This window comes from Microbacterium azadirachtae (genome assembly GCF_000956545.1).
Classification (GTDB): Bacteria; Actinomycetota; Actinomycetes; order Actinomycetales; family Microbacteriaceae; genus Microbacterium; species Microbacterium azadirachtae.
Window position 1 is genome coordinate 1 of the sequence record NZ_JYIT01000068.1, and the last position, 24,002, is coordinate 24,002.

The following is a 24,002-nucleotide window of genomic DNA, read 5'->3' on the forward strand; positions in this document are numbered from 1 at the left end:
CCGCAGGGGCGACCCGTTGACATCCCCGGCGACTCGCTCTAAACTTTCATCAATCAAGATTTTCTTTCCATAATTCGGAAAGATGCCGAGACTCAATCAAGGACGATCTCATGAGCTACACCGTCAACGCCTCGATCCTGCTGACCGAGCTGCCGATCCTGGAGCGCCCGGCCGCCGCGAAGGCCGCCGGGTTCGACGCCGTGGAGTACTGGTGGCCGTTCTCCGTCGCCGTGCCCGCGCAGGACGAGGTCGACGCGTTCGTCGCCGCGATCCAGGACGCCGGCGTGCAGCTCACCGGGCTGAACTTCTTCGCGGGCGACATGCCCGGCGGCGACCGCGGCCTGGTGTCGTGGCCGGGCCGCGAGGACGAGTTCGCGGCGAACATCGACGTCGTCGTCGAGATCGGCCGTCGCCTCGGCACCCGGGCGTTCAACGCGCTGTACGGCAACCGCCTGGACGGCGCCGACCCGCAGGAGCAGGACGACCTGGCCGTGAAGAACCTCGCCGCGGCGGGACGCGCGGTCGCCGAGCTCGGCGGCGTCGTGCTGCTCGAGCCGGTCTCCGGCATGGAGGCCTACCCGCTGAAGACCGCGGCCGACGCGCTCGTGATCATCGCGCGGGTGAAGGACGAGGAGGGCGTGGACAACGTCCGCCTCCTCGCCGACTTCTACCACCTCGCGGTCAACGGCGACGACGTGCCGGCCGTGATCGCCGCGCACGCGGCCGAGTTCGGCCACATCCAGATCGCCGACGCCCCCGGTCGCGGCGAGCCCGGCACCGGCGAGCTGCCGCTCGAGCAGTGGATCGCCGACGCCCAGGCCGGCGGCTACGCCGGCGTCATCGGCCTCGAGTACAAGGCCACGCAGGCGGATCCCTTCGCCTGGATCACCCCCGCGGCCGCTCAGGCCTGACCCGCACGCATTCCGCGAAGGAGCGAAGAACATGACCCGCATCGCATTCATCGGCCTCGGCATCATGGGCCTTCCCATGGCGAAGAACCTGGTCGCCGCCGGCTACGATGTCGTCGGCTACAACCGCAGCCAGGAGGCCATCGACAAGCTCGTCGCCGCGGGCGGCGCCGGGGCCACCGGCATCGCCGACGCCGTCTCGGAGGCGGACGTCGTCATCACCATGGTCCCGGACTCCCCGGACGTGGCGGGCGTCGTGCAGGGCCCGGACGGGGTGTTCGCGAACGCGAAGGCCGGCGCGCTCTGGATCGACAACTCCTCCATCCGTCCCGACGTGGCCAAGGAGCTCGCCGCGGAGGCCGTGGCCGCGGGCCTCGGCGCCGTCGACGCCCCCGTGTCGGGCGGCGAGCAGGGCGCGATCGACGCGGTCCTCTCGATCATGGTCGGCGGATCCGCCGACGACTTCGCCCGCGCCGAGCCGGTCCTGAACGCCATCGGCAAGACCATCGTGCACGTCGGCCCCGCCGGCGCAGGGCAGACCGTCAAGGCCGCCAACCAGCTCATCGTCGCCGTGAACATCCAGGCGCTCGCCGAGGCCGTCGTGTTCCTCGAGGCGTTCGGCGTCGACACCGACGCGGCGCTGACCGTGCTCGGCGGCGGCCTGGCCGGATCCAAGGTGCTCGATCAGAAGGGCTGGAAGATGCTGAACCGCGACTTCGCGCCCGGATTCCGCCTCGCCCTCCACAACAAGGATCTGGGCATCGTCACGTCGGCTGCGCGCTCCGTCGGGGTCACCGTCCCGCTCGGCGCCGCCGTCGCACAGCTCGTGAACGCCCTCGTCGCCCGCGGCGACGGAGGCCTGGACCACTCGGGCCTGTTCAAGCTCACCGCCGAGCTCGCCGGCCGCGACTGACCCGCCCGCCGGTCGCGAATGACCCTCCCGCCGGTCGCTGAGCCCGTCGAAGCGCCCGGTTCGCATCCGGACCCTTCGACACGCTCAGGGGCCGGACCCGGTTCGCATCCGGACCCTTCGACACGCTCAGGGGCCGGATGCTCCCTCGAAACTTCAGCCTTAAGGAAACTCCCATGACCCGCATGCGCGCAGTCGACGCGATCGTCCAGATCCTGATCAAGGAAGGCGCGGACGAGGCCTTCGGCCTTCCCGGTGCCGCCATCAACCCGCTCTACTCCGCGATGCGCGCCAATGGCGGCATCCGGCACACCCTCGCCCGTCACGTCGAGGGCGCGAGCCACATGGCCGACGGCTACAGCCGCACGGCCGACGGCCGCATCGGCGTGTGCCTCGGGACCTCGGGCCCGGCCGGCACCGACATGATCACCGGTCTGTACGCCGCGATCGCCGACTCCATCCCGATGCTCTGCATCACCGGCCAGGCGCCCGTGGCGAAGCTCGACAAGGAGGACTTCCAGGCCGTCGACATCGCGTCGATCGCGAAGCCGGTCACGAAGTTCGCCAAGACCGTCCTCGAGGGCGCGCAGGTGCCCGGCGTCTTCCAGTCGGCGTTCCAGATCATGCGCTCCGGCCGCCCCGGCCCGGTGCTGATCGACCTGCCGTTCGACGTGCAGATGACCGAGATCGAGTTCGACATCGACACCTACGAGCCGCTCCCGGTGGCGAAGCCTGTCGCGACCCGCGCCCAGGCCGAGAAGGTGCTCGACCTGCTCGTCGCGTCGAAGCACCCGGCGATCATCGCCGGAGGCGGCATCGTGAACTCCGGCGCCTCCGAGAAGCTCGTCGAGCTCGCCGAGACCCTGGGCGTGCCCGTGTTCCCGACCCTGATGGGCTGGGGCGTGCTGCCCGACGACCACCCGCTCGCCGCGGGCCTGGTCGGGATCCAGACCTCGCAGCGCTACGGCAACGCGAGCTTCCTCGAGTCCGACTTCGTGCTGGGCATCGGCAACCGCTGGGCGAACCGCCACACCGGCGGCCTGGACACCTATCGCAAGGGCCGCACCTTCGTGCACGTCGACATCGAGCCCACCCAGATCGGCCGCGTCTTCGCGCCCGACTACGGCGTCGTGTCCGACGCCGGCGCGTTCATCGACGCCCTGCTCGAGGCCGCCCGCGAGCGCGTGGCCGAACTGCCCGACTACAACGGCTGGGCCGAGGAGTGCCGTCACCGCAAGGCGACGTTGCAGCGCAAGACCAACTTCGACAACGTGCCCATGAAGCCGCACCGCGTCTACCAGGAGATGCTCTCGGCGTTCGACCGCGACACCACCTTCGTCACCACCATCGGCCTGTCGCAGATCGCCGGCGCGCAGCTGCTGCACGTCTACGGCCCGCGCAAGTGGATCAACGCCGGCCAGGCGGGACCCCTGGGCTGGACCGGCCCTGCCGCCCTCGGCGTCGTGCGCGGCAAGCCGGGCGAGCAGGTCGTGGCGCTCTCGGGCGACTACGACTTCCAGTTCATGATCGAGGAGCTCGCGGTGGGGGCGCAGCACAAGCTGCCCTACATCCACGTCGTGGTGAACAACAGCTACCTCGGCCTGATCCGCCAGTCGCAGCGCGGCTTCGAGATGGACTACGAGGTGTCGCTCGCGTTCGACAACGTGAACACCCCGCAGGACTCCTCCTCGATCGCCACCGGTTACGGTGTGGACCACGTCAAGGTCGCCGAGGGACTGGGCTGCAAGGCGCTGCGCGTCGAGCGTCCCGAGGACCTGGCTGCGGGCTTCGCGGAGGCCCAGCGCCTGCGCGACGAGTTCCAGGTGCCGGTGGTCGTCGAGGTCATCCTCGAGCGCGTGACCAACATCGCCATGGGCGCGGATCTGGACACCATGAACGAGTTCGAGGATCTCGCGACGTCGCCGGCCGACGCCCCCGAGGCCATCTACGCGCTGCTCGACTGAGTCGCCGTTCCGCGAGCCGTAGCCTGTAGGCGAAGTCGACGAGCCTGAAGGAGAAGGGCCACCATGCGCATTCTGATCGCCTCGGACAAGTTCAAGGGCTCCGCCACCGGCCCGGAGGTCGCCGCCGCCCTGGCGGACGGGATCACCCAGGCTGCGCCGGGGACCGTCATCGACACGGTCCCCGTCGCGGACGGCGGTGAGGGCACGGTCGACGCCGCCCTCGCCGCGGGCTTCGAGGCGGTCACTGCGACGGTGACCGGGCCCACGGGCCGGCCGGTGGAGGCGCGGTTCGGCGTGCGCGAGGGGCAGGCCATCATCGAGATGGCGGCCGCGAGCGGGCTCGACCTGCTCCCGGGAGGCGTGAAGGACGCGCTCGGGGCGACGAGCCGCGGCACGGGCGAACTCATCGCCGCGGCGCTCGACCACGGCGCGACCGCCATCGTCCTCGGCATCGGCGGCAGCGCCAACACCGACGGCGGCGCGGGCATGCTGCAGGCGCTCGGCGTCTCACTGCGCGACGCCGAGGGGAACGAGCTCCCCGGAGGCGGCGGCGCGCTGGGACGCATCGCGGAGGCGGACGTATTCGGCCTGGATCCGCGTCTCGCCGGGGTCGAGATCGTGCTCGCGAGCGACGTCGACAACCCGCTGCTGGGCGAGCGCGGCGCCCCCGCGGTCTTCGGCCCGCAGAAGGGGGCGGCCCCGGAGGACGTGGCGACCCTCGACGCGGCCCTCGCGCGCTACGCCGCGCTGCTCGAGCAGCAGCCCGGGGTCCGTGCGGCGACGGATCTGCCGGGCGCCGGCGGAGCGGGCGGCGTCGGCTACGCGGCCCTCGCCGTGCTGGGCGCGCGGCGCGAGCCCGGCGTCGAGGTCGTGCAGCGGCTGACGGGTCTGGCGGAGGCGCTGGGCGCCGGCGGATCCCGGGCCGATCTCGTCATCACCGGGGAGGGCAGCCTCGACGACCAGAGCCTGGGCGGCAAGACGCCGCTCGGGGTGGCGGCCTCCGCCCGCGCGGCCGGGATCCCGGTGATCGCGGTGTGCGGCCGGTCCACGCTCTCGCCCGAGGCGGCTCGCGCCGCCGGGTTCGAGCGGGTCTACGCGCTCGCCGACCTCGAGCCGGATCCGGCCCGCAGCATGGCCGAGGCGGTGGTGCTGCTCACCGAGGTGGGCCGGCGGGTGGGCGCGGAGATCGGCGAGCTCGTCCCGCGTGGGTGAACCCCGGGCGCGCCCACACCGGTCGCTGAGCCCGTCGAAGCGCCCGGCCTGTCGCTCGGGGCCCTTCGACAAGCTCAGGGACTGGAGCGACAACTCACGGATCGGAGACCCATGCTCCGCTTCCGGAGCACAATGAAATCCAACGAAGCACGACCGGCTCTCGCCGGAGGAAAGGATCCGTCCGACATGTCGCAGGATCAGCACGACCCCACCGGAGAGCACTACGACCTGGTGATCCGCGGCGAGCGGGTCCTGACCAGCTCCGGCATCCGCCCCCGAGAGGTGGGGGTCCGCCACGGGGTGATCGTCGCGATGCAGCCTCTGGGCAACGACCTCTCGGCGGACGAGGTCATCGAGCTCGCCGACGACGAGACCCTGATCCCGGGGCTGGTCGACACGCACGTGCACGTGAACGAGCCGGGCCGCACCGAGTGGGAGGGCTTCGCGTCCGCCACCAAGGCCGCCGCCGCGGGCGGTGTGACCACGATCCTGGACATGCCGCTGAACAGCATCCCGCCGACGATCGACGTGGAGGCGCTGGAGATCAAGCGCGACGTCGCCCGCGACCAGGTGCACGTCGACGTGGGCTTCTGGGGCGGCGCCGTACCCGGCAACCTCGGCAAGCTGCGCGGGCTGCACGACGCCGGCGCGTTCGGGTTCAAGAGCTTCCTGCTGCACAGCGGGGTCGACGAGTTCCCTCCGCTGGACCCGGATCAGCTCGAGGAGGATATGCGCGAGCTCGCGACGTTCGACTCGGTGATGATCGTGCACGCCGAGGATTCGCGTGCGATCGACCGCGCGCCGAAGCCCGACGGCGACGACTACGCGAAGTTCCTCGCGTCCCGCCCGCGCGGGGCCGAGAACCTGGCGATCGCCGAGGTCATCGAGCGGGCGCGCTGGACGGGCGCCCGGGCGCACATCCTGCACCTGTCCTCGTCCGACGCGCTGCCGATGCTGCGCTCCGCCAAGCACGACGGCCTGAAGATCACCGTCGAGACGTGCCCGCACTACCTCACGCTCACGAGTGAGGAGATCCCGCTCGGCGCGACCGCGTTCAAATGCTGCCCGCCGATCCGCGAGGCCGGCAACCGGGAACTGCTCTGGCAGGGCCTGGAGGACGGGACGATCGACTTCATCGTGTCGGACCACTCGCCCTCGACGCTCGACCTCAAGGATCTCGAGAACGGCGACTTCGCGGTGGCGTGGGGCGGCGTCGCCTCGCTCCAGCTCGGCCTGTCCCTGATCTGGACCGAGGCCCGTCAGCGCGGGCTGTCGCTGGAGACCGTCGTGTCGTGGATGAGCGAGAAGCCCGCGCAGTTCGCCGGCCTCACCGGCAAGGGCCGGATCGCTCCCGGCTACGACGCGGACTTCTCGATCTTCGCGGCCGACGACGCCTACGTCGTCGACGTGACCAAGCTGCACCACAAGAACCCGCTCACTCCGTACAACGGCAAGGCTCTGGCCGGCCGGGTGCGCAGGACGTATCTGCACGGCGAGGAGATCGACTTCGCGACACCGCGGGGTCGCCTGCTGCGTCGCGGCATGGTGGACGCCGAGTGAGTCGCCCCCTCTGAGCTCGTCGACGATGCGCGGACAACGGCGTCCCCCATCGTCGACGGCTGTTCCCCCAGAGTGAAGAACCGGCCCGATCCTGCGATCGGGCCGGTTCTTCGCGTCCGCGCCCCTTGTCCTGATCCGCCCCATCCGGTAAACTTGAGTCGAATCAACTCAAGTTTTGAAGAGGCGGACCGGATCCGGCTCTTCCGCATCACACGCAAGGAGACTCCAGGAGGACGAATGGCCACCCCTCAGCAGGCACCGCAGGAAGAACAGCAGTCGGCGCTCGAGCAGTTCGGGATCAACCTGACCGACCGCGCACGGCAGGGCAAGCTCGACCCCGTGATCGGGCGCGACGCCGAGATCCGCCGGGTGAGCCAGGTGCTCACGCGGCGCACCAAGAACAACCCGGTGCTGATCGGCGAGCCCGGCGTCGGCAAGACCGCCGTCGTCGAGGGCCTCGCGCAGCGCATCGTCGCGGGAGACGTGGCCGAGTCGCTCAAGGACAAGGAGCTCGTCTCGCTGGACATCTCCGCCCTCGTCGCCGGCGCGATGTACCGCGGGCAGTTCGAGGAGCGCCTGAAGAGCGTGCTCAAGGAGATCACCGAGTCGGACGGCCGGGTCATCACCTTCATCGACGAGCTCCACGTGCTCATGGGCGCGGGCGGGGGAGAGGGCTCCGTGGCAGCCTCCAACATGCTCAAGCCGATGCTCGCCCGCGGAGAGCTGCGCCTCATCGGCGCCACCACCCTCAACGAGTACCGCGAGTTCATCGAGAAGGACGCCGCCCTCGAGCGCCGTTTCCAGCAGGTGTACGTGGGCGAGCCCTCCGTCGAGGACACGATCGCGATCCTGCGCGGACTCAAGGGGCGCTACGAGGCGCACCACGGCGTGACGATCAGTGACTCCGCGCTGGTCGCCGCCGCCTCGCTGTCGAACCGCTACCTGCCGAGCCGTCAGCTGCCGGACAAGGCCATCGACCTCATCGACGAGGCCATGAGCCGGCTCAAGATGGAGATCGACTCGAGCCCGGTGGAGATCGACCAGCTCAAGCGCCAGGTCGACAGGATGCGGCTCGAGGAACTCGCGCTGAAGAAGGAGAAGGACGCCGCCTCGAAGGAGCGTCTGGCGAAGCTGCGTGAGCAGATGGGCGAGGCCGAGGCCGAGCTCAAGGATCTCGAGGCGCGCTGGGAGCGCGAGCGCGGCGGGCTGAACCGCGTCGGCGAGCTGAAGAAGCGCCTCGACGAGGCGGTCACCGAGCGCGACCGCGCGCTGCGGGACGCCGACTACACGAAGGCGTCGAGGCTCGAGTACGAGACCATCAAGCAGCTGCAGGCGCAGCTCGCCGACGCCGAGCGGCAGGCGGAGGCGCAGAGCGACGAGCCCCGCATGGTGAACGAGCAGGTCACTGATGAGGACATCGCCGGCGTGATCGCCGCGTGGACCGGGATCCCGGTGGGCCGGCTGCTGCAGGGCGAGAGCGAGAAGCTGCTGCACCTGGAGCGCGAGCTGGGGCGGCGCCTGATCGGTCAGCGGGACGCGGTCGCCGCCGTCTCCGACGCGGTGCGTCGCTCCCGGGCCGGGATCAGCGACCCCGGTCGTCCGACCGGATCCTTCCTCTTCGTCGGGCCCACCGGCGTCGGCAAGACCGAGCTCGCCAAGGCGCTCGCGGAGTTCCTCTTCGACGACGAGCACGCCATGGTGCGCATCGACATGTCGGAGTACGGCGAGAAGCACTCGGTCTCGCGGCTCGTCGGCGCCCCTCCCGGCTATGTCGGCTACGAGCAGGGCGGTCAGCTCACCGAGGCCGTGCGGCGGCGCCCGTACAGCGTGGTGCTGCTGGACGAGGTCGAGAAGGCGCATCCCGAGGTCTTCGACGTGCTGCTGCAGGTGATGGACGACGGCCGCCTCACCGACGGCCAGGGGCGCACGGTCGACTTCTCTAACGTCATCCTCATCCTCACGAGCAACATCGGATCCCCGATCCTGATCGATCCCACGCTCTCGCCCGACGAGAAGCGCGAGGCCGTCATGGCGTTGGTCCGGCAGGCGTTCAAGCCCGAGTTCATCAACCGCCTCGACGACATCGTGATGTTCCAGGCGCTCACCGAGGACGACCTCGCGCAGATCGTCGAGCTCACGATCGACCAGCTGCAGCGCCGTCTCGCGGATCGCCGGCTCACGCTCGCGGTCACCCCTGACGCGCGTGCGTGGCTCGCCGAGCGCGGCTACGACCCGGTGTTCGGTGCGCGGCCGCTGCGCCGTCTCATCCAGAACGAGGTGCAGAACCGGCTCGCGTCGGCGCTGCTGTCGGGCCGAGTGCACGACGGCGACGTGGTGCGGGTGGACGTCGCGGCCGACGGCTCGTCGCTCGTGCTCACCAGCGACGGCCCCGTCGTGGCCCCGACGCCGGAAGCGGACACTGACGACGACACGATCGAGGCGGAGCTGCTCGACGACTGACGTCGGGGGAGCATCTCCCCAAGGGGCCCGGATCTTCCTGATCCGGGCCCCTTTCTCGTGGTCTCCGGTATAGCAGGCGCCTTCCTCAATATCCACATCATGGAAGCACCACTCCGAGATTCGGAAAAAATGCTTGACTCGCGACGGAGGCCGCCGTTAGCCTGAGGACGTCTCCAGAGCAGGAGACGCACCGGGACCAACAGCAGTCCGCCCCGCACGCCGGGACGGAAGGAGCGTCCGCACCGCATCGCCGCACACCGGCGCTGCATGCCGGCCGACGCTCGGCTCACCCGGTGCATCCCCCCGACGAAGAGGTCGAAGTGACTACCAAGCAGAAGAAGGAGCTCGCCCGCCCCGAGGACGAGCGCCTGCCGATCGGCGCGACGATCGGCTACGGCATCCAGCACGTGCTCACGATGTACGGCGGCATCATCGCCCCGCCGCTCATCATCGGCCAGATCGCGGGTCTCAAGCCCGCCGAGATCGGCGTGCTCATCGCCGCGTGCCTGTTCATGGGCGGTCTCGCCACGATCCTGCAGACGGTCGGAATCCCGTTCTTCGGATCCCAGCTGCCGCTCGTGCAGGGCGTCTCGTTCGCCGGTGTCGCCACGATGGGCGCGATCGTCACGAACGGCGGGGGGCTGCCCTCGGTGTTCGGCTCCGTGATCGCCGCGTCCCTGATCGGTCTGCTGATCGCCCCGGTGTTCGCGACCATCATCCGCTTCTTCCCGCCGGTGGTCACCGGAACGGTCATCACCACGATCGGTCTGAGCCTGCTGCCTGTGGCGGCCGGCTGGATCTACGGCCCCGGCGCGAAGCCCGAGAACGGCGCGCTGCCGGAGAACCTGATGCTCGCCGGCATCACCCTGGTGATCGTGCTGATCCTCAGCAAGATCCCGGTCGGGGCGATCTCGCGCCTCGCGATCCTGCTCGCCATCGTGCTCGGCACGATCGTCGCGATCTTCCTCGGCAAGGCCGACTTCAGCAAGGTGGGCGAGGGGCAGATCTTCGCCCTCCCGCAGATCTTCGGCTTCGGCCTGCCCACGTTCGACATCGCCGCGATCATCTCGATGTTCATCGTGATCCTGGTCACCCTCACCGAGACCACCGCCGACATCCTCGCCGTGAGCGAGATCGTGGGCACCAAGGTCGACTCCAAGCGCATCGCCGCGGGCCTGCGCGCCGACATGCTCTCCAGCGCGGTCTCGCCGATCTTCGGCACCTTCACCCAGTCGGCCTTCGCGCAGAACGTCGGCCTGGTCGCGATCACGGGCGTCAAGAGCCGCTTCGTGGTGACCGCCGGCGGCGGGGTGCTCGTGATCCTGGGCCTGCTGCCCGTGCTCGGGCGCGTCGTGGGCGCGATCCCGCAGCCGGTGCTGGGCGGCGCAGGACTCGTGCTGTTCGGCTCGGTCGCCGCCTCGGGCATCCGCACGCTCGCCAAGGTGGAGTACAAGGACAACATGAACCTCGTGATCGTCGCGACGTCGCTCGCGGTGGGCATGCTGCCGATCGCGAAGCCCGACATCTACCACGCGATGCCGGCCTGGTTCGTCACGATCTTCCACTCGGGCATCAGCTCGGCCGCGGTCACGGCGATCCTGCTCAACCTGCTCTTCAACCACCTCGGCAGCGCGAAGCGCAAGAACGCCTTCGTCTCGGCGCCGACGCGCAGCATCCCGGTCGCGTACCTGGACGCCTTCGAGGACGGCGACTCGATCATCGACGGCAAGATCGTCGACCGCGACGGGAACGAGGTCTCGATCGAGCGTCCCGCGCACTGACCCCGCCCGACCCGTCCCGGCTCACCGCCGGGGCGGGTCGGCGGGCGCCGCACCTGGATCAGCAGACAGGTCATCACTGAGCTGGCCCCGCGGGGTCGGATCCGGCCCCGCTCATCGAATGAGGGAGTCCGCATCATGTCCGCATCCACCCGCACCGTCTGGCTGAAGAACCCGCTCGGGATCCACACCGGCGACAGTGCCGACGCCCGCGGCGGTCTCGTCGTCTCGGGGTCGCGCATCCTCGAGTCCGTGCCCGCCGGAGGAGCCCCCTCCGTGCCCGTGGACGAGACCTTCGACGCCTCCCGGCACGTGATCATCCCGGGCCTGATCAACACGCACCACCACTTCTACCAGACGCTCACGCGGGCGTGGACGCCGGTCGTCAGCGCCGAGCTGTTCCCCTGGCTCAAGGGCCTGTACGGCGTCTGGGCGGGGCTCACGCCGAGGGATCTCGAACTCGCGACGACCGCGGCGCTCGCCGAGCTCCTGCTGAGCGGCTGCACCACCGCCGCCGACCACCACTACCTCTTCCCGAGCGGGCTCGAGGACGGCATCGACGTGCAGGTCGAGGTCGTCAAGCGCCTCGGCATGCGGGCCACCCTGACGCGCGGATCCATGTCTCTCGGCGAGAAGGACGGCGGACTCCCGCCGCAGAGCACCGTGCAGGACGCCGAGGTGATCCTCGCCGACAGCGAGCGCCTGGTCGGCGCCCATCACGAGCGCGGCGAGGGCGCCTTCGTGCAGATCGGCCTCGCGCCCTGCTCGCCGTTCTCGGTGACCACCGAGGTCATGCGCGACACCGCGAACCTCGCCGAGCGCCTCGATGTGCGGATGCACACCCACCTCGCCGAGACGATCGACGAGGAGGACTTCTGCCGCGAGCGGTTCGGCCTCCGCACGGTGGACTACCTCGACAGCGTCGGCTGGCTCTCCGACCGCACCTGGCTCGCGCACGGCATCCACTTCGACGACGCCGAGATCGCGCGGCTGGGGGCCGCCGGCACCGCGGTCTCGCACTGCGCCACCTCGAACATGCGCCTGGCGAGCGGGATCGCGCGCGCCGTCGAGCTCGAGGCGGCGGGCGTCCCGGTCGGGCTGGGCGTGGACGGATCCGCCTCGAACGACGGCTCGAACATGATGATGGAGGTGCGTCAGGCCCTGTACCTGCAGCGCCTCCGCTACGGGGCCGCGGCCGTCACGCCCGAGCACGCCCTGAACTGGGCGACGCAGGGGTCGGCGCGCGCCCTCGGCCGCAGCGACATCGGTGTGCTCGCTCCGGGCAAGCAGGCCGACCTCGCGATGTTCACGCTCGACGAGCTGCGCTTCTCCGGCAGCCACGATCCGCTCGCGGCCCTGCTGCTGTGCGGCGCGGAGCGCGCCGATCGCGTGATGGTCGGCGGCGTCTGGCGCGTGCGGGACGGGCAGATCGTGGGGCTCGACGTGCCGCAGCTGATCGCCGAGCACAGCGCCGCGGCCCGCGCGCTGCTCGCCCGCCACGCCTGAGCCCGCGTCGCCCCCTCCTCCCCGGCCCTTCCCTTGCTGTTCGCTGGTCGCGCATTGCGGCTTTCGCGGCCCGAAAACCGCAAACTGCGACCAGCGAGCAGGCGGAGCCGGCGCTTCAGCCGGAGCCTCAGCGGCTGAAGCGGGCGGCGATCCAGTCGGCGGCGTGGGAGGGGGCGTGCTGCGCGCGCATCGTCCCGGAGTGATGCGACGGCCACCAGCGGGCCGTGAGGTCGACCCCGGCCCGGCGGTAGCGGCGGAGCAGTCGCGCGGTGAGCGGCGCGGGCGCCACCTCGTCGAACCACGCCGCATCGATGCGCACGGGCGTGCGGAATCCGGTCACGGCGGCGACGTCGTTCGCCCGGAACGACGCGTACAGCCGCGTGAAGAGCGCCCTCCGTGCGGGCCCGCCGATGCGGCCCGGCGCGATGCCGCCCCAGGAGTCGGCGGCGGCGAGCTCGCTGAGGCAGAGCCGGTCGAGATCGCGCCATCGTGCGCGGGCGGCGGGGCTGAGGCCCTCGCCGTCGATCAGCGCGGCGAGAACGGGATCCGCCGTGGCCGCACCGCGCAGCATGAGGCCGATGAGGGCTGAGACCACGCCCGAACCCGGTGCGACGCCGGGAAGCGCGAGCGAGGCGCGGATGCTGAGGTCCATCCGGGTGACGGGCGTCACGGCGGCGACTCCGCGCAGTCTGCTGCGGGAGTCCGGCTCGTCCGCCGCGCCGGCGAACAGCGCGGCGACCGCGCCCTCGGAATGACCGGCGACGAGCCAGTCGTCACCGAGGCGGTCGTCGAAGTCGTGCCGGGCGCGCATCATCGCGCGCAGGGATCCGGACAGCGGACCGCCCAGGAGATAGGGATGCACGCCGCTGCCGCCGATGCCGGGGTAGTCCGGCCGCAGCACGGCGATGCCGCGCCGCAGCAGCAGGTCGCAGAGGGCGTCGCCCTGGGACATGCGCCGCCACTCCGGGTGCCCGGGGTGGCCGAGACTCGGCGCGGACCGCCGCGATCCGCCCGTCGTCATGTGGCCGAACACGACGATCGGGTGGCCGCCGCGCGGCGCCGCCGTGGCGGGCAGGTGCAGGATCCCGGTCTCCGGTCCGTCCTCGCCGGGGAAGCGCACGATGCGCGTGGATCCGTGACGGATCCCGGATCCCGGTCCGCCGGACGCGTCGCCGCCCCGGCCGCTCACCAGCGTCCCCGGGGGAGCAGGCGGCGCACGCCGGCGGGCAGGGTGCCCAGGAGCGAGCCGCGGCGCCGGTCGGCGTCGTCCACGACGTCGGCGAAGAACCGGGCCACCGGCTCGAGCTGGGCCACGTCGATGCGGTCGATCGTGTCGGCGTCGTCGTACAGGTAGAGCGGGCCGGAGATCAGGCTCACGGTGGGCACGCCGGAGACGAACGTGAACGAGGCGTCGGTGGGGATGCCGCCCGCGAAGAACTCGAGCAGACCGGATCCGAGGATGCTGGTCGCGTGGAGCCGATGCCTGCGGATGAGTCCCGCGATGCGGGCGGTGAACGCCGGGCTGACGTTGAGGAAGATGCCGCGCGGCTCGGTCTCCCCGGTGCTCGCGAAACCTCCATCGACGCCCTCGACGGCGCGCAGCCCGATGTGCTCGATCGTGACGTTGAGCACGATCCTCCAGGGCGCGTCCGGCGAGAGCACGTGGCGGCGGGCGAACTCCCGGTGCGCCTGGTAGCCGGTGAAGTGCGTGTCGAAGGTGGTGAAGAGCAGCGTCTTGCGCGGAGGCCGCCCCGCGCGAGACTTGGCCGCGTAGTGCTCGGCGAGCGCGATCACCTCGGCGGCCCCCGAGGCGTCCTCCACCGCGCCGTCGCCGACCGAGTCGTGATGAGACTGGATCATGACGGCGTCGCTCCGGGAGGACCGGCCCCCGGATCGCGCCGCGCGTTCGTCGGCGCGCGCCGGGCGGTCGCTGCCCGGCAGCACGCCGATCACCGTGCGCGAGACCACCTCCGAGCGCTCCACGCCGAGAGTGAGCGTCGCGCGCGGCGAGCGACGCAGACGGGCCCGCAGCCGGGCGCCGCCCGCGCGGGTCACCCAGGCGCCCGGCAGGCGGAACAGCGTGCGCCGGTAGTACTCGTTGTGGTAGCCGAGCGAGTCGGGGTAGTCGCGCAGGACACCGATGACCCCGACGGCGCCCGCCGCCGCGGCGTCGCGCATCGTGCGGGCGAGCGAGGTGACGTACGGGTTGCGGCTGCGCAGCACGTCGCGCCGCAGCACGCGCCGTCCCGGATCGTGCAGGAACAGCGTCAGCGGCAGCGTGTGCGCGAGCGTCATGTCGAACGTGAGGTCGAACAGCACGATCGCCCCGCGCACGTCGTGCCGGCCCACGCGGTCGGCCCCGATGTCGACCACCGGGGCGTCGACGACGTGCCGCACCTCGCCGGTCCAGTCGTGTGCGGGGAGGGCGGAGTGCAGGATCGGCGAGCAGGGCACGGTGAGCGCGTCCGACGCCTCGCCGACCTCGACGCGGCATTCGCCGGCCCGCCACGCGAACGACGGCACTTCGAGGATCTCGGTCGTGAGGCCGGCGCGGGAGAAGCGCTCCTCGACGTAGGCGGCCGCGGCGGCCCCGCCCGGCGTCCCGGTGGCGCGGGGTGCCAGCGCGACCAGATCCTCGATGGTCGCCAGGATCTGCGCGGTCGTCAAGCTCATGGGTCGAGCGTAGATTTTCGATCGGGATTCGGATCTGAATCGAGGGAAACCGCCACTCTTCTCCGCATCATGCGTAGTCTTCGTCACATGGAGACGACGGATCCCCGGGTGCTGGACGAGGTCGACCTGGCGGTGGTACACGCCCTGCAGCTCGACGCCAGGGCGCCCTGGACCCGCATCGCGGCCGCGATCGGCGTGGACGCCGCCACGGTCGTGCGGCACTGGAGCGCGCTGACCGACGAGGGGCTGGCCTGGCTCACGGCGTGGCCCACGGCGGAACGCTGGGCGTCGACGACCGATCTCGCGCTCGTGCTGGTGCATCCCGGGATCGCGCCCGACGCGCAGGCCGCGATCGTGCGGCGACCGTGGGTGCTCGGCGTCGATGAGACCTCGGCCGGGCTCCTGGTGCTCGTCGCCGCCTCCGAGGGCCTGCCGCAGCTGGGGGAGCGCGTGTGCGCCCTCGAAGCCGACGCGACCGTGGTGCGGATGGACGTCGCTGCGACCGTCGCGGCCGAGGACTCCACCTGGCGGCTGCCCGTGCTCTCGGCCGCGCAGCAGCGCCTCCTCCGCCCCGCACCCGGCGGCACCCGCGCGTCCGCGGCGGACACGGCGCGGCCGCTCAAGCCGCACGTCGTCGCGGACATCGCCGACGTGCTGGAGGAGGATCCGCGCATGCCGTCGGCGGCGCTCGCGGCGCGTCTCGGCGTGTCCGAGGCGACCGCCCGCCGGGCCGTGGAACGGGCGACCGCGACGGGACTGCTGCGGTTCGGCTGCGACCTGGCGATGCCGGCGGCGGGCTACCGCCGGGGCGCCGTGCTGTGGGCGCGCTCCGCCGACCCCGAGGCGGCCGCAGCGCGTGCGGCACGTCTGCCGGAGGCGCATCGCGCCGGCGTGGCGGTGGGGCCCGCGCCCGTGTTCGCGTGCGTGCGGGCGCGCTCGCTGACGGCGCTGCCCGCCATCGAGCGTTCCTGGGGGCAGGACGTCGAGATCGTCGACCGCTGGACCGTGCTGCGATCGGTCAAGCGCAACGGGCACGAGCTCGACGCCTCCGGCCGGTCGATCGCGCGCATCCCGCCCTGGTGGTGACGGGGAGCGGTCAGGGAAGGGGTGCGGCGGCAGCGTCCGCCTCCGCGCGCAGGCGGCCGTCGAGGCGGTAGCGCGACAGCGGGATCAGACTGATCAGGCAGAGCGCCGCGGGGACGAGAGAGACCCCGAGGACGATCGCCCACTGCGCGCTGTCGGGCTGCGCCGTCGTGTCGCCGGTCGCAGCGCGGTAGCCTCCGAGCGTCAGCACGAGCCCGAGCAGGGCCGGCCCCAGGGCGTAGCCGAGGAGCTCGAACCCCGACCACACTCCGGAGATCATCCCGATCCGGTTCGTGCCGCTGCGACGGGCGTCCTCGGCGGCGAGGTCGGGCAGCATCGCCAGCGGGAACAGCTGCGCTCCGGCGTACCCGACTCCGACCACGCCCGAGGCGGCGAGCAGCGGCACCGCGTCGCCGGTGCGCGCCGCGAGCAGCGCGACCAGACCGACCGTCATCGTGACGGTGGCGACCATGAACCCCGACCTCTTGCCGATCCGGGATCCGAGCCGGCTCCACACCGGGGTGAGCACGATGGCGGGGGCGACGAAGCACACGAAGCTGTAGGTCGCGACGGACGGATCGTGCACGACGTGCCGCGCCGCGTAGACGACGCCGCCGAGCACCATGCCGATCGCGACGGCCTGCAGGACGAAGGCGACGATGAGCATGCGCGCGTCGGCGTCCCGCAGCACGATCGCGAGCTGGGCGAACAGCCGCCCCTGGGCCTGCTCGCCGCGCGTCAGCGGCACCGAGCGCGTGCCGAACCACACGCCCGCGGTGCCGACGAGGATGAGCACCGCCATCGCGAGCGCCATGATCCGGTAGCCGGACACGCCGCCGAAGGCCTCCACGAGGGCCGGGGCCGCGGCGCCGGAGATCAGGATGGCGAGCGTGAACACGATCACGCGCCAGCTGATCATCCGCGTGCGCTCGGTGTAGTCGTCGGTGATCTCGGCCGACATCGCGAGATACGGCACCTGGAAGAACGCGTAGACCGTGGCCGAGGCGAGGAACGCCGTGAGCACCCACAGCGCGGCCACGACCGGCGGGGCCGTCGGGCCGAAGAACATCGCGGCGAACGCGAGGGCGAGCAGGATCCCGGCGCGCAGGATGAACGGCCGCCGGCGGTCCTGCGCATTGCGGGAGCGGTCGCTGATACGGCCGGCGATCGGATTGAGGAAGAAGTCCCAGGCCTTCGGAGCGAAGACGATCATGCCCGCGATCGCGGCCTGCACGCCGAGGAGGTCGGTGAGGAACGGCATCAGGATGAGGCCGGGCACGGTGCCGTAGGTGCCCGAGGAGATGCCGCCCAGGGCGTAGCCGACGCGGACGCGGCGGGGGAGCGCGGTCATGCGCCGATCGTAGGGGCGGTCACGCGGATCGACGGATCCGATGCGCCGGATCCGTCATCCCGGCCGTCGCGGTGCCGCGGATCCGCCCTGGCAGCCCGCCCGCGCCGCCCCCGACCCACGGTTCGGCGGTCGCGTATTGCGGCTTTCGCAGCCCGAATCCCGCGAACTGCGACCAGCGAACGAAGGGACCCGCGCCTCAGGCGGTCGTGCCGTGGGAGGTCTGCCAGTCGTCCGGTCCGCGCGAGCCGGCCGCGTACTCCTCCATCGGCACCGCGCCCGACCTCCAGGCGTCGAGCGCGGGCTGGATGATCCGCCAGCACTGCTCGGCCGCGTCGCCGCGCACCGAGAGCGCCACGTCGCCGTCGAGGATCTCGCTCAGCACCTCGGTGTAGGCGAGCAGCGTGCCCTTGCCGAGTCCGGTCGACAGCACGTCCCGGCGCAGCGCGAACGGGTCGTCGCCGCCGTTGACGTTCAGTTCGAGGTCGATCCGGTCGGGTCCCAGCGAGAAGCGCAGCACCCCGCCGTCGGCCGGGCGGCCGGTGAGACCTCCCGGGATGTGCCGCACCGGACGGAACGTGACGACGATCTCCGCGCACCGGTCGCCGAGCGCCTTGCCGCTGCGCAGCGTGAACGGCACGCCCGCCCAGCGCGCGGTGTCGACCTCGCAGGTGATCTCGGCGAGCGTCTCGGTGCCGCGGGCCGGGTCCACGCCCTGCTCGTCGGTGTACGCCGGGATCGATCGCTCGCCGATCGTGCCGGCCGTGTAGCGGGCGCGGCGCGTGGAGCGGGCGGGGTCGTCGCCGACGATCCGGGTGGCGCGCAGTGCGGCGGCCATCGCGTCACGGAGGTCGATCTCGTCCAGATCCGCCGGCTGCTCCATGGCGACGATCGCGAGCACCTGCAGCAGGTGGCTCTGGATCATGTCGACGAGCGCGCCCGCCTTGTCGTAGTAGCGGGCGCGGTTCTCCAGCGCGAGGGCCTCGTCGTAGCGGATCAGCACCTTCTCGACGTGATCGGCCGACCACACCGGCTCCACGAGACGGTTCGCGAACCGCACGCCCATGATGTTGAGGATCGTGGACCGGCCGAGGAAGTGGTCGACGCGGAAGACCTGGTTCTCCGGCACGATGCGCGTGACCAGCGCGTTCAGCGCGGCCGCGCTCTGCTCGTCGCTGCCGAAGGGCTTCTCCAGCGCCAGCACCGTGCCGGCGGGGAGGGGGATGTCGACGAGCTTCTCGCAGGCGGCGACCGTGACGGCGGGCGGCAGGGCGAAGTAGATGACGAGGGATCCCTCGACGCCGGCGATGAGTCCCGCGAGCGCGTCCCGGTCGGTGACGTCGGCCTTCGTGTAGGTGCTGCCGGCGACGCGGGCCACCTGGTCCTCCGCGCCCACGGTCGCGAACGCGGTGCGCACGGCCTCCTGCCAGCGCTCGTCGGACCAGTCGTCGGATCCGGCTCCGCGCAGCACGAGCGCGCGGTCGGGCTGGCGCTGCAGCAGCTGGGCGATGGCGGGCAGGAGGAGCCGGGACGTGAGGTCTCCGGAGGCGCCGAGGATGAGCAGCGTCGTCGGGGTGGTCATGCGCCCACGATACGTTCCGTCGCGCGTGGTTGTCGTCCGGCGCGGCGGGATCCGATGCGCGTGCTGTCCAGCCCCGGCATCGCCGTGCGTGCGAGACTGCGGCTATGGGTGAGGGAGAAGCGGCGAGCGCTCCGATCGAGGACTACGCGCTGCTCAGCGACGGACGCACGGCGGCCCTGGTCTCGCGCGCCGGCAGCATCGACTGGCTGTGCGCACCGAGGCTCGACTCCGCGTCGCTGTTCGGCGCTCTGCTCGGCGGCGTCGAGCAGGGGCACTGGACGCTGCGTCCCGAGGATCCGGACGCGACCGCGATCCGCCGCTACGACGGCGACACCTTCTGCCTGGTCACCCGATGGGAGACCGCCGACGGCGTCGCCGAGGTCACCGAGTGGATGCCGATCGTGCCGAGCGGCGACGACCGGCCGGGCGCGGGGCAGGCCGCGCCCGAGCCCGAGCCCGCGAGGTCCGAGCCCGAGCCCGCGAAGTCCGAGCCCGCGAGGTCCGAGCCCGAGCCCGAAACGTCCGAGGCTCCCGAGCGGCCGACCGGCGACCACGCGGGCATGGCGGAGACCGCACCCGGGGAACGCGCCGACGTGATCCGCCGCATCACCGGCATCCGCGGCACCGTGCGCTTCGTCCAGGAGCTGCGGATCCGCTTCGACTACGCCCGCGCGCTGCCGTGGATCCACCAGACCGGCTCGGCGCCGGCTCCGCAGATCACCGCGACCGCGGGGCCGGACGCGGTCGTCGTGCGCGGTGCGGCGCTGCGGCCGTCGGGGCACAGCCACACGGGTGAGATCACCGTGGGGGAGGGTGAGACCGCCGACCTCGTGCTCACCTGGTTCCCGTCGTACCGCCGCACTCCGGATCCGCTCGATGTCGACGCGTCGCTGCGCCGGACCGCGGCCTGGTGGCGCGAATGGGCGGCCGGGATCGCGCACTCCGGTCCGCAGCACGAGGCGGTGCGACGCTCGCTGCTGATCCTGAGGGCGCTCACGAACCGGGACACCGGCGGCATCGCGGCGGCCGCGACGACCTCGCTCCCCGAGGATTTCGGCGGGGTGCGCAACTGGGACTACCGCTACGTCTGGCTGCGCGACGCGGCGCTCACCCTCGAGGCGCTCCTCGCGCACGGACTCGCCGACGAGGCCCGCGCCTGGCGGGACTGGCTCGTGCGGGCGGTCGCCGGAGACCCGGCGGACGTGCAGATCATGTACGGCCTCGCCGGGGAGCGCGAGCTGATCGAGCGGGAGATGCCGTCCCTGCCCGGCTACGCCGCATCCGCCCCGGTGCGGATCGGGAACGATGCGGCACGGCAGTACCAGGCCGACGTGATCGGCGAGGTCATGGTGACCCTGGCGGCGGCTCGCCGGGCCGGGCTCGCCGAGTCCGCGCGGTCATGGTCGCTGCAGCGGCTGCTGCTGGGGCACGTCGAGGAGCTGCTGGACCGGCCCGACAACGGCATGTGGGAGATCCGCGGGGATCCGCAGTTCTTCACGCACTCCCGGGTGATGCTGTGGGCGGCGTTCGATCGCGGCGTGCGTGCGGTCGAGGAGGAGGGGGCGCGCGGCCCCGTGGAGCGGTGGCGGCAGGTGCGCGACCGGCTCAGGGCCGAGGTCGACGAGTTCGGCGTGCACCACGGCTGGTTCGTCCAGCACCGCGGCACGGACGAGGTCGACGCCTCGCTGCTGCTCATCCCGCGCACGGGCTTCTGCGCGCCGGACGATCCGCGCATGCTCGCCACGGTGGAGCGCATCGAGCAGACCCTCGTGCACGACGGCCTCGTGAACCGGTACCGCACGGGCACCGGCGTCGACGGCCTTCCCGGAGGCGAGCACACCTTCCTCGCCTGCTCGTTCTGGCTCGTCGAGCAGTACGCGGTGACGGGGCGCGAGGTCGAGGCGCGCCGACTGATGGACCGGCTCTGCGGTCTGCGCAACGATGTCGGGATGCTCAGCGAGGAGTACGACCCCGTCGGGAGGCGCCAGGTCGGCAACACGCCGCAGGCGTTCTCGCATCTGTCGCTCGTGCGGGCGGCCGACGCGCTCGCCGCCGGGCGCCACCGCAAGCGCTGACTCCTCCGCGCCGGTGACCGGGAGCGGGTCGATCGACCGAGGAGGGGTGGATCGCGCGGGATCCGCCTGTTCCGGGGCGATCCGCCGGATCTCGGCCGGCCGCGGCGAGGGAGGGCGCGGACGACGAACGCCCCCTCCGGCCGGCGGAGAGGGCGTTCGGATCCGGTCGGATCAGTCGTTGACGATGATCGTCTCGGCGATCGGGCGACGCTCGCGGGGAGCGTTCTCGCGCTGCTGCATCTCCTCGCTGGCGGTGCGGATGTCGCCGAGCTCGCCGACGGCCATGACCGAGATCGGGGTGAACTCGTCGCTCAGACCGAAGCCGGCGGAGAGGGCGTCGCGGTCGAAGCCGCCCATCTGGTGGGTGGAGAGGCCGTTGGCGTGCGCCTGCACGGTGAAGTGGGCGGCGGCCTGGCCGGTGTCGTAGAGGGCCCACGGCATCGGCTTGCCGTCGCGGGTGGTCTCGGCGACGAAGACCACGAGCAGGGCGGCGTCGCCGGCCCAGGCGCTGTTGAAGCCCATGAGGCTGCCGAGCACGGTGGCGTGCGCCTCGGAGCCGCGGCGGGCGACGATCACGCGCCAGGGCTGGCTGTTCGCGGCGGTCGGCGCCCAGCGCGCCGCTTCGAGGGCGCTGGCCAGGGCCGCCTCGTCGATGGTCGAGGTGGCGTCGAAGATGCGCGTGCTCCAGCGCTCGGCGAGGACGTCGAGGATCGGGGCGTCGGTGACCGCGGTGCGGTCGAGGGCAGGCGTGCTCATGACGGTGAGGCCTTTCGGATGGATGGTTGCGGGTCCGGACCCCGTCGTCCGTTGCTCACCCCAACAATCCATGCGCGTGAATATTCCTCGCCGCCGATCCGGATCCGTGACCGCACAGCACGAGACCGCATCCGCGTCGGCGACGGGATGCGGTCTCGCGGCGCGAAGGCGTCAGCCCTTGAGGGCCTCGGACAGCTTCACGCGCGCCCCCATGCGCAGCAGGGAGTTCTCGTAGATCTTCGCGGCGACCAGGATCGCGGCCACGCACGCCGCGAGCAGGATCACCAGCGACACCAGGGGCTCCCACCACTGCGCCTCGCCCACGAACAGCCGCACGGGCATCGCGACCGGCGCCGAGAACGGGATGTACGACAGGATCGTCATCACCAGCGGGTTGTCGTTGAAGATGATCACGAGGATGTACGGCGCCATCACGAGCATCGTGATGGGCATGGTCGTGGATCCGATGTCCTCCTGGCGTGAGACGAGTGCGGCAGCCGCGGCGAACAGCGACGCCAGCAGCACGAAGCCGAACAGGAAGAACACGGCGAACCACACGAGCGGGGAGCCGAGGCCCTCCAGCACCGCGTTCTGCCCGGTCACGATGAGCCCGACGACGGCGATCGCCGCGAGCGCGAGGATCTGCGCCATCGCCAGCACCGTGTTGCCGAGCACCTTGCCGGCCAGCAGCACCCGCGCCGGGATCGCGGCGAGCAGCAGCTCCACCACGCGCGTGGACTTCTCCTCCACGACGCTCTGCGCCATGGTCGCGCCGAAGGTCGAGGCGGCCATCAGGAAGACCACCCCGAAGCCGATCGCCACCAGGTAGCGCAGCAGGGGGTTGGTCGTGTCCGGTTCGAGGATGGTGACCTTCGGCGTCTTCGCGAACAGGCCTTGCAGACCGCTGGGGGCGTCCTTGAGCGCCACGATCTCGAAGCCGAACGCCGCATCGCCGGGCGCGGGGATGAGAGCCGCCTCGACCGAGCCGTCGCGGACCAGCTTCTCGGCCGCGGTCGCGTCGGCGGCCTCGATCGCCTTCAGGCCGGGAAGCCCGTGCACCGCCTGTGCCGTCTCCGCCGTCACCGCGATCTTGGTCTCCGAGGTGTTCTTGCTCATGAAGCCGCCGATCAGCACCCCGGCGAGGGCGATGAGCAGCAGGATCCCGGTGGAGATCAGGAAGGCCTTGCTGCGCAGCTTGGATCCGATCTCGCGCTCGGCGACGAGCAGGATGCCGTTGCCGGTCGACAGGGCTCCGGAGTCGCGCGCGGTCGTGGTGCTCACTGGATGACCTCCTTGAAGATCTGGGCGAGGGACGGATGCTGCGGGGTGAAGGCGTGCACGATGCCGTGCCCGAGGGCGGTGCGGAGCACGCGCTGGGCGTCCTCCGGGGTGGCCGCGTCGAAGACGGCCGTGCCGCGCTCGAAGTCGACGACCGTGATGCCCGGCTCGGAGCGGATCCAGCCGGCGTCGGCGTCGGAGACGAGCTCGTAGCGGGGCGCGGAGTGCTGGGCGCGGAGCTCCTCGCGCGACCCCGCGGCGCGGATCGTGCCGCCCGCGATGATGACGAGGTCGTCGCACAGGCGCTCCACCACGTCGAGCTGGTGGGAGGAGAACAGGATCGAGGCGCCGCGCGCGGCGCGCGACTGCAGCACGCCGGCCACCACGTCGACGGCGAGGGGGTCCAGGCCCGAGAAGGGCTCGTCGAGGATCAGCACCTCGGGGTCGTGCACGAGGGCGGCCGCGATCTGCGCGCGCTGCTGGTTGCCGAGGGAGAGCGACTCGATCGTGTCGTGCAGGCGCTCGCCGAGGCCCAGCTCGGTCAGCAGCGCCTCGCCGCGCGCGGTCGCCTCGGCCTTGCCGAAGCCGTGCAGGCGGGCCAGGTACGCGACCTGCTCCAGCACCTTCATCTTCGGGTAGAGGCCGCGCTCCTCCGGCATGTAGCCGAAGCGGCGGCGGTCGGCGGCCGCGACGTCGTGGCCGCCGAGGCGCACGGTTCCGGCGTCGGCGGCGAGCACGCCCAGCACGATCCGCATGGTCGTGGTCTTGCCCGCGCCGTTGCCGCCGACGAAGCCGGTGAGGCGGCCGGGCGCGACGCGGAAGGAGACGTCTTCGAGCACCCGGCGCACACCGTAGCTCTTGGTGAGGCCCTGCAGCTCGAGCAGTCCGGTGGCCGTGGTCGCGGCCCCG

17 protein-coding genes are annotated in these 24,002 nt (G+C 71.8%); 10 read left to right on the forward strand and 7 right to left on the reverse strand.

Annotated features, from left to right (window positions below; all coding sequences use genetic code 11):
• Window positions 1-110: 110 nt before the first annotated feature.
• The 8 genes from RL72_RS06280 (at window position 111) to RL72_RS06315 (ending at window position 12,298) form a co-directional block, all read left to right on the forward strand.
• Window positions 111-911, forward strand: coding sequence for a hydroxypyruvate isomerase family protein (locus RL72_RS06280; protein WP_045249971.1), 801 nt, complete (start codon window positions 111-113; stop codon window positions 909-911).
• 31 nt (window positions 912-942) lie between these two features.
• Entirely contained in the window at window positions 943-1,821 is an 879-nt protein-coding gene (locus tag RL72_RS06285) for a 2-hydroxy-3-oxopropionate reductase (RefSeq protein ID WP_045249972.1), read from the forward strand.
• Between the two features lie 173 nt (window positions 1,822-1,994).
• Complete coding sequence (gene gcl / locus RL72_RS06290; protein ID WP_045249973.1) at window positions 1,995-3,782, forward strand: glyoxylate carboligase; 1,788 nt, start codon at window positions 1,995-1,997, stop codon at window positions 3,780-3,782.
• Between the two features lie 63 nt (window positions 3,783-3,845).
• On the forward strand, window positions 3,846-4,994 hold the full coding sequence (locus tag RL72_RS06295) for a glycerate kinase (RefSeq protein ID WP_045249974.1): 1,149 nt from the start codon (window positions 3,846-3,848) through the stop codon (window positions 4,992-4,994).
• A 186-nt stretch (window positions 4,995-5,180) separates the two neighbouring features.
• On the forward strand, window positions 5,181-6,554 hold the full coding sequence (gene allB / locus RL72_RS06300) for an allantoinase AllB (protein WP_045249975.1): 1,374 nt from the start codon (window positions 5,181-5,183) through the stop codon (window positions 6,552-6,554).
• A gap of 237 nt (window positions 6,555-6,791) precedes the next feature.
• Window positions 6,792-9,014 (forward strand): ATP-dependent Clp protease ATP-binding subunit, encoded by a 2,223-nt coding sequence (locus RL72_RS06305; RefSeq protein ID WP_082072178.1) that lies wholly within the window; start codon window positions 6,792-6,794, stop codon window positions 9,012-9,014.
• Between the two features lie 320 nt (window positions 9,015-9,334).
• Complete coding sequence (locus RL72_RS06310) at window positions 9,335-10,795, forward strand: nucleobase:cation symporter-2 family protein (RefSeq protein WP_248700396.1); 1,461 nt, start codon at window positions 9,335-9,337, stop codon at window positions 10,793-10,795.
• A gap of 135 nt (window positions 10,796-10,930) precedes the next feature.
• Window positions 10,931-12,298, forward strand: a complete 1,368-nt coding sequence (locus tag RL72_RS06315) for an 8-oxoguanine deaminase (protein WP_045249977.1) — start codon at window positions 10,931-10,933, stop codon at window positions 12,296-12,298.
• Between the two features lie 127 nt (window positions 12,299-12,425).
• Here RL72_RS06315 and RL72_RS06320 read toward each other — a convergent pair whose 3' ends face one another.
• Together RL72_RS06320 and RL72_RS06325 are read right to left on the reverse strand one after the other, a co-directional pair.
• Entirely contained in the window at window positions 12,426-13,487 is a 1,062-nt protein-coding gene (locus RL72_RS06320; protein WP_052674226.1) for an alpha/beta hydrolase family protein, read from the reverse strand.
• The gene (locus RL72_RS06325) at window positions 13,484-14,971 is read right to left on the reverse strand and encodes a M28 family peptidase (RefSeq protein ID WP_052674227.1); all 1,488 of its coding nucleotides are present in this window, start codon (window positions 14,969-14,971) and stop codon (window positions 13,484-13,486) included. Before RL72_RS06325 ends, RL72_RS06320 begins: the two co-directional genes overlap by 4 nt.
• 87 nt (window positions 14,972-15,058) lie before the next feature.
• Between RL72_RS06325 and RL72_RS20050 the strand changes: the two genes are divergently transcribed.
• Window positions 15,059-16,057 (forward strand): Lrp/AsnC family transcriptional regulator, encoded by a 999-nt coding sequence (locus tag RL72_RS20050; protein ID WP_169748217.1) that lies wholly within the window; start codon window positions 15,059-15,061, stop codon window positions 16,055-16,057.
• A gap of 10 nt (window positions 16,058-16,067) precedes the next feature.
• Here RL72_RS20050 and RL72_RS06335 read toward each other — a convergent pair whose 3' ends face one another.
• The gene (locus tag RL72_RS06335; RefSeq protein WP_045249979.1) at window positions 16,068-17,405 is read right to left on the reverse strand and encodes an MFS transporter; all 1,338 of its coding nucleotides are present in this window, start codon (window positions 17,403-17,405) and stop codon (window positions 16,068-16,070) included.
• Between the two features lie 196 nt (window positions 17,406-17,601).
• Window positions 17,602-18,984 carry a glucose-6-phosphate dehydrogenase gene (locus tag RL72_RS06340; protein ID WP_045249980.1) on the reverse strand — a complete coding sequence of 461 codons (1,383 nt, stop codon included), beginning with the start codon at window positions 18,982-18,984 and terminating at the stop codon, window positions 17,602-17,604.
• 104 nt (window positions 18,985-19,088) lie between these two features.
• Between RL72_RS06340 and RL72_RS06345 the strand changes: the two genes are divergently transcribed.
• The gene (locus RL72_RS06345; RefSeq protein ID WP_045249981.1) at window positions 19,089-21,059 is read left to right on the forward strand and encodes a glycoside hydrolase family 15 protein; all 1,971 of its coding nucleotides are present in this window, start codon (window positions 19,089-19,091) and stop codon (window positions 21,057-21,059) included.
• 171 nt (window positions 21,060-21,230) lie between these two features.
• Here the strand turns inward: RL72_RS06345 and RL72_RS06350 are convergent, their stop codons facing one another.
• From RL72_RS06350 to RL72_RS06360, 3 genes are all read right to left on the reverse strand, one after another.
• A complete protein-coding gene (locus tag RL72_RS06350) occupies window positions 21,231-21,815 on the reverse strand; it encodes a nitroreductase family protein (protein ID WP_045249982.1) in 585 nt (194 codons plus the stop codon).
• 171 nt (window positions 21,816-21,986) lie between these two features.
• On the reverse strand, window positions 21,987-23,096 hold the full coding sequence (locus RL72_RS06355) for an ABC transporter permease (RefSeq protein WP_045249983.1): 1,110 nt from the start codon (window positions 23,094-23,096) through the stop codon (window positions 21,987-21,989).
• Window positions 23,093-23,977 carry an ABC transporter ATP-binding protein gene (locus tag RL72_RS06360; RefSeq protein ID WP_045250032.1) on the reverse strand — a complete coding sequence of 295 codons (885 nt, stop codon included), beginning with the start codon at window positions 23,975-23,977 and terminating at the stop codon, window positions 23,093-23,095. The genes RL72_RS06355 and RL72_RS06360 overlap by 4 nt, the downstream gene beginning before the upstream one ends.
• Window positions 23,978-24,002 lie beyond the last annotated feature (25 nt).

Excerpts from the sequence above, each read along its gene's own strand:
- RL72_RS06335 (WP_045249979.1), bottom strand. The coding sequence starts at position 17,405 with ATGACCGCGCTCCCCCGCCGCGTCCGCGTCGGCTACGCCCTGGGCGGC.
- RL72_RS06315 (WP_045249977.1), top strand. The coding sequence starts at position 10,931 with ATGTCCGCATCCACCCGCACCGTCTGGCTGAAGAACCCGCTCGGGATC.
- RL72_RS06295 (WP_045249974.1), top strand. The coding sequence starts at position 3,846 with ATGCGCATTCTGATCGCCTCGGACAAGTTCAAGGGCTCCGCCACCGGC.
- allB (WP_045249975.1), top strand. The coding sequence starts at position 5,181 with ATGTCGCAGGATCAGCACGACCCCACCGGAGAGCACTACGACCTGGTG.
- RL72_RS06305 (WP_082072178.1), top strand. The coding sequence starts at position 6,792 with ATGGCCACCCCTCAGCAGGCACCGCAGGAAGAACAGCAGTCGGCGCTC.
- RL72_RS06350 (WP_045249982.1), bottom strand. The coding sequence starts at position 21,815 with ATGAGCACGCCTGCCCTCGACCGCACCGCGGTCACCGACGCCCCGATC.
- RL72_RS06345 (WP_045249981.1), top strand. The coding sequence starts at position 19,089 with ATGGGTGAGGGAGAAGCGGCGAGCGCTCCGATCGAGGACTACGCGCTG.
- RL72_RS06325 (WP_052674227.1), bottom strand. The coding sequence starts at position 14,971 with ATGAGCTTGACGACCGCGCAGATCCTGGCGACCATCGAGGATCTGGTC.
- RL72_RS20050 (WP_169748217.1), top strand. The coding sequence starts at position 15,059 with ATGGAGACGACGGATCCCCGGGTGCTGGACGAGGTCGACCTGGCGGTG.
- RL72_RS06280 (WP_045249971.1), top strand. The coding sequence starts at position 111 with ATGAGCTACACCGTCAACGCCTCGATCCTGCTGACCGAGCTGCCGATC.
- RL72_RS06285 (WP_045249972.1), top strand. The coding sequence starts at position 943 with ATGACCCGCATCGCATTCATCGGCCTCGGCATCATGGGCCTTCCCATG.
- RL72_RS06340 (WP_045249980.1), bottom strand. The coding sequence starts at position 18,984 with ATGACCACCCCGACGACGCTGCTCATCCTCGGCGCCTCCGGAGACCTC.
- gcl (WP_045249973.1), top strand. The coding sequence starts at position 1,995 with ATGACCCGCATGCGCGCAGTCGACGCGATCGTCCAGATCCTGATCAAG.